General features: G+C 30.7%; 4 protein-coding genes. All 4 read left to right on the plus strand.

What is annotated here, in order from left to right:
- The first annotated feature begins 150 nt into the window (after positions 1-150).
- A complete protein-coding gene (locus ACRBBL_RS26910; RefSeq protein ID WP_431372205.1) occupies positions 151-2,292 on the plus strand; it encodes an AAA family ATPase in 2,142 nt (713 codons plus the stop codon).
- 93 nt (positions 2,293-2,385) lie between these two features.
- Positions 2,386-3,498, plus strand: a complete 1,113-nt coding sequence (locus ACRBBL_RS26915) for an acyloxyacyl hydrolase (protein WP_431372206.1) — start codon at positions 2,386-2,388, stop codon at positions 3,496-3,498.
- A gap of 50 nt (positions 3,499-3,548) precedes the next feature.
- Positions 3,549-4,100, plus strand: coding sequence for a hypothetical protein (locus ACRBBL_RS26920; RefSeq protein WP_431372207.1), 552 nt, complete (start codon positions 3,549-3,551; stop codon positions 4,098-4,100).
- A 35-nt stretch (positions 4,101-4,135) separates the two neighbouring features.
- Positions 4,136-4,861: head GIN domain-containing protein (locus ACRBBL_RS26925; protein WP_431372208.1), on the plus strand; the 726-nt coding region annotated here is incomplete at its 3' end.

The raw sequence follows: 4,861 nt of genomic DNA on the forward strand, positions 1-4,861 counted from the left end.
TTTTAATAGACTTTTTTTTCATGATCTAAATTTTTTGGTTGATATAAATATATAGAAACGAAATAGTTAGCTATAGCGGTTTTCCAATACAACAAGTACGTGGATGCAGTAGTTAACATTAATTTCTTAAATTGTAGGAAAATATTTCGAATGGAGTGTACTTATGATATCTTTTTAGAGAAAAATGAAAATTCTAACCTCAATAATTATTTCACTTCTGATGATTTAGAAGAGCCAATTAAACACCTCAAAAATTTTAATAAAATAAACATTTTTGTAGGAGCTAATAATAGTGGGAAGAGTCGGTTTATGCGTGAGTTGATGGCTTATAGTAGTTTAAATGGAATAAATAAATTGGAACTTGTAGAATGGGTTTTATCTGAATACAATAAGTTATTGTTAAACTTTGATTTTATCATATCATTAAAAAGTAATATTTATAGTCAACTTCAAAATATATTAAAGTATGAATCAAGCGAATTAGAATATAAAGAAAATGAAGAATTAAAGTTATTCAAATTACATTCTAAATCAACCATTCAAAACTTGAATTCTAGTAAAAATATTCTAGAAAAAATAAAGTTTATATTTGAGAACAAGGAAGTTGGGGAACATTCAGGATTAGATATAATGAGTTTTTTTCCTGAATATAATCGTAGGACTAGAAACTATCAATATTTTTCCAAGAGAGAAGAATTTTTAGAAAAAATAGGAAATTACCAATCATTATTATCTAACTTATTTGAAAAAAGAATTACTGTTTCTGGTAAAAAAATCTACATTCCAACATTACGAACAGCACATTCTTTATTCATTCAAAAAGAGAACAATTCTAGAGATTTTAAAAAGATAAGAGATGATATTTTCTTAGATACAACTCGCAAAAATTATGAAGAATTAAATATCATTTCTCATGAACAACGAAAATCACTCGAAGATAAAAGGTTGCAAAAAGAGAATACGAATACAGAAATAGGAAATATAGATGTATTTACTGGAATGAATTTATACAATGAAATTGTCAATGTTCGGAATAGTAAAAAAGAAAAACGTGATAGATTTCTAGAGTTTGAAGAATTTCTGAAAACATATTTTTTTGATGGAAAAACTATTGATATAGTAGCAGAGTTTAATATGTATCGTAAAGATGCAGAAATTGAAAATGATGATGAAATTCAAGTCTTTATTGGGGATAAGTCCGAAAAACTTTATAATCTAGGTGATGGAGTACAAGCCTTAATCATTTTAATGTATAAAATTTTTCTAGCTGATAATGACAGTGTCATTTACATAGACGAACCTGAAATCAATCTACATCCTGGATATCAACGTTTATTTTTAGAACAAATAACGAATAACAAAGAACTTACAAATAAGAATTTAACCTATGTAATAGTTACGCACTCCAATCATTTTTTAGACTTAACATTGGAAAAAGACAATGTATCTATCTATTCGTTTTCAGCATTGCCAAAAGAAGAGAACGAAGAAGGTAAGTTTATGATTCGTAATGTAAATGCAGGAGACAATCAATTGTTACGAGATTTAGGAGTGAATAATTCTTCGGTGTTTTTAGCAAACAGTAGTGTTTGGGTAGAAGGTATTTCCGATCGAAATTTTATAAAAGCTTTTCTAATAGCGTATTGTGAAGCTTCGGAAGATAGAATGCTACCAAGAGAAGATATTGATTATGCATTTTTTAAATATGCTGGTTCAAACTTAACACATTATGATTTTAGAGGAAATACTTCGGAAGGTAAAGAAATAAAACTTTTAATAAATTCGTATGCATTGAACAATAGAATCTTTCTGTTGTCAGATCTTGACGATGGAAAAGATGCCAAGCATAAAACTTTAGAAGAAGTTGCTGATGACAATGAAAATTTTGTTTTCAAAACCACAAAACCATATCGTGAAATAGAAAACTTATTACCAAACGAAATTTGGGGAAAAGTATTGATTGAATTTAGGAATCAAATTAAAGTTAAAGGAGAAGAATCTATAGGGAAGTTTCAAAAAAAAATAAACAGATCATTAGCTAAAGTTGAGAGTGAAAAGTATTCAGAAGATTATATAGGAAATTTTTTAAATGCTTTAAAGCTTACTCAATTAAATAAAATTTGGGAAGAAGATAGTAAAGGAAACCCAAAAACATTCAAACAGAAAGCAAAGCTTAGTGAAATTGTATTGCGAAAAGTAAGAGCCAAAGAAATCACATGGGAAGATTTTTCAAAAAATAAAACGATCGTAGAACTCACAAAATCTATTTATAATTTTATAAAGAATACATAATACAATATACTTCATCTAGCAATCTTGTCTTTCATCAAGAAAAATGTTGGAAAGAGATAGATTTTTAAAATATAAACTACTTTTGTCAATGCAATGAAAAAGTTAGTTTACCTCATATTCCTCTATTCGTGTTTCTGTATTGCTCAAGAAACAAACTCTAAAAAACAACAATCAACCGAAGCGGCTACGATTGATGTGAATTATTTTAGCGGAAACGTTGTACGTCATAATGACGATATATTACATCTCATCACAGGACATCCTGAAGGCGTAATTATCAGTTACAACCGAAAAACCTTTGGTAATGACGATTGGTCACAATTCTACAACTATCCAGATTACGGAGTTTCACTAAGTTTTCAAGACTTGAAAAATGAACACTTAGGAAAAAATGTAGCAGTGTATGCACATTATAATTTCTACTTTTTAAAAAGAAACATCATGTTGCGTATCGGACAAGGTTTAGCATATACAAGCAATCCGTATGACAAAGTAGATAACTTTAGAAACATTGCGTTCGGTTCCCGATTTATGAGTAGTACGTACTTGATGCTCAATTACAAAAAAGAAAACCTATTCAAACGATTTGGTGTCCAAGCAGGATTATCATTCATACACTATTCCAATGCCAATGTAAAAGCGCCAAACACAAGTATCAATACCTTGGCTTTCAATGTTGGTGTCAATTATAATTTAGATGATACTTCACTTGTAGAATATCAAAACAATGAAATCACACAGAACTTTAAAGAACCTATAAAATTCAATTTTGTTTTGCGTGCAGGAATCAATGAAAGTGATGCCATTGGAAGCGGACAATACGGTTTTACAGTCTTATCTGCGTATGCAGACAAACGTTTAGGACGAAAAAGTGCTATACAAGCAGGAGCTGAAATCTTTTTCTCAAACTTCCTTAAAGAATGGATTCGATATCGATCAATTGCTTTTCCAAATGGAGAAGTAAGAGGCGACGAAGATTATAAACGCGTTGGTGTTTTTGTAGGACACGAACTATTTATCAATAAACTATCAGTAATAACACAATTAGGATATTATGTATATTATCCTGTCGATTTTGAAGGACAAACCTATATACGTATCGGAATGAAAAGATACTTTGGTAAAAAATGGTTTGCAGCATTAACGCTCAAGTCACATGCTGCCAAAGCAGAAGCTGTTGAGCTTGGTGTGGGAATCAGACTGTAACAAAAAAGTTATTAAAGACTCTTTAAGTTATCAATCACAAAAACGAAAAGATGAAAAAAAGAGTCTTATACAGTACGTTCATATTCATACTAATGTGTCAGTTTGGAATGGCACAATTAGCACCAGAAGAAGATCATGAAAATAAAGCAAATAAACTTGGGTTAAAAAGTGACAATGAAAAATTTCCTGCATCAAGAGGAATCGTTTTAGGAATACACGGTGCACGGGAAACCATGTTTGAAATAGGATACTTTAATTCTAAAAAAGAAAATGCCGGTTATGGTTATGGAATAAAAGGGTATACAATATCAACGGAGCATTACATAAATAAAAATTATATCATAGCTCCCAAAATAGCTGGATTCTCTAATTTATGGGGCATAAATATAGGAATTGGTACAGTCTGGTATTTTGATATGAAAAAAAATAATAGCTTACGATTAAGACCAGAAATCGGATATGGTTCAGATCACTTTAAATTGACTTACGGATTCAACATGGCAATTACAAATAAGGATATGCCGAATGTAAGCAAGCACATGCTTTCGTTTGTGTACTTTTTGAATTTTAATCGAAAAGTCAACAATGCGCGAAAAAGGTAATACTATTTGTGTTGCAGATTATAAAAAAGAAACAGATGAAAAAACTATACTTCATATTACTATTAATTACGTTCATTTCTTGCGATAAAGAAGATGCAAACGACTGTTTTCAAACATCAGGAAGTATAATTACGGAAGAAGTAACTATTGCTGATTTCTCAAAAATAGAAGTCGGAGAAGACATTACATTGGTCGTAAAAGAAGGAGCAACTCATAACGTAACCATTGAAACTGGAGCAAACCTTATAAGTGATGTAGAAGCAAAAGTAGTAGGAGAAACGTTGTTTTTATCAGACAATAATGATTGCAATTACTTTCGCGACTTCGGAATTACAACCATTTATGTAACAGCACCAAACATTACAGAAATTCGCAGCAACACACAATTTGAAGTACGATCTGATGGAATTCTTACATTTCCTAACTTGGAATTAATCTCTGAAAATTTCACTACCGAAAGCGCAGCTTCTGGAAACTTTAAGCTACAAGTGCAAAATCAAGAATTAAAAATTGTATTCAATAACTTATCAAACCTATTCATTTCGGGAAGTACCGATAGCTTTATAATCAGTTTCCCAGGAGGAAACGCTAGAGTAGAAGCAGCAGAATTTATTGTAAAAACTGTTATTATTTCTTCACGCGGAAGCAATGACATTATCATCAATCCGCAACAAGAACTAAGAGGCGATATCTATGGTACAGGTGATGTTATTGCGGTCAATCGTCCGCCAGTTGTTGACTTTACTGCGCATTATACAGGA

This window comes from Kordia sp. (assembly GCF_050633145.1).
GTDB lineage: Bacteria > Bacteroidota > Bacteroidia > Flavobacteriales > Flavobacteriaceae > Kordia.

Excerpts from the sequence above, each read along its gene's own strand:
- ACRBBL_RS26910 (WP_431372205.1), top strand. The coding sequence starts at position 151 with ATGGAGTGTACTTATGATATCTTTTTAGAGAAAAATGAAAATTCTAAC.
- ACRBBL_RS26915 (WP_431372206.1), top strand. The coding sequence starts at position 2,386 with ATGAAAAAGTTAGTTTACCTCATATTCCTCTATTCGTGTTTCTGTATT.
- ACRBBL_RS26920 (WP_431372207.1), top strand. The coding sequence starts at position 3,549 with ATGAAAAAAAGAGTCTTATACAGTACGTTCATATTCATACTAATGTGT.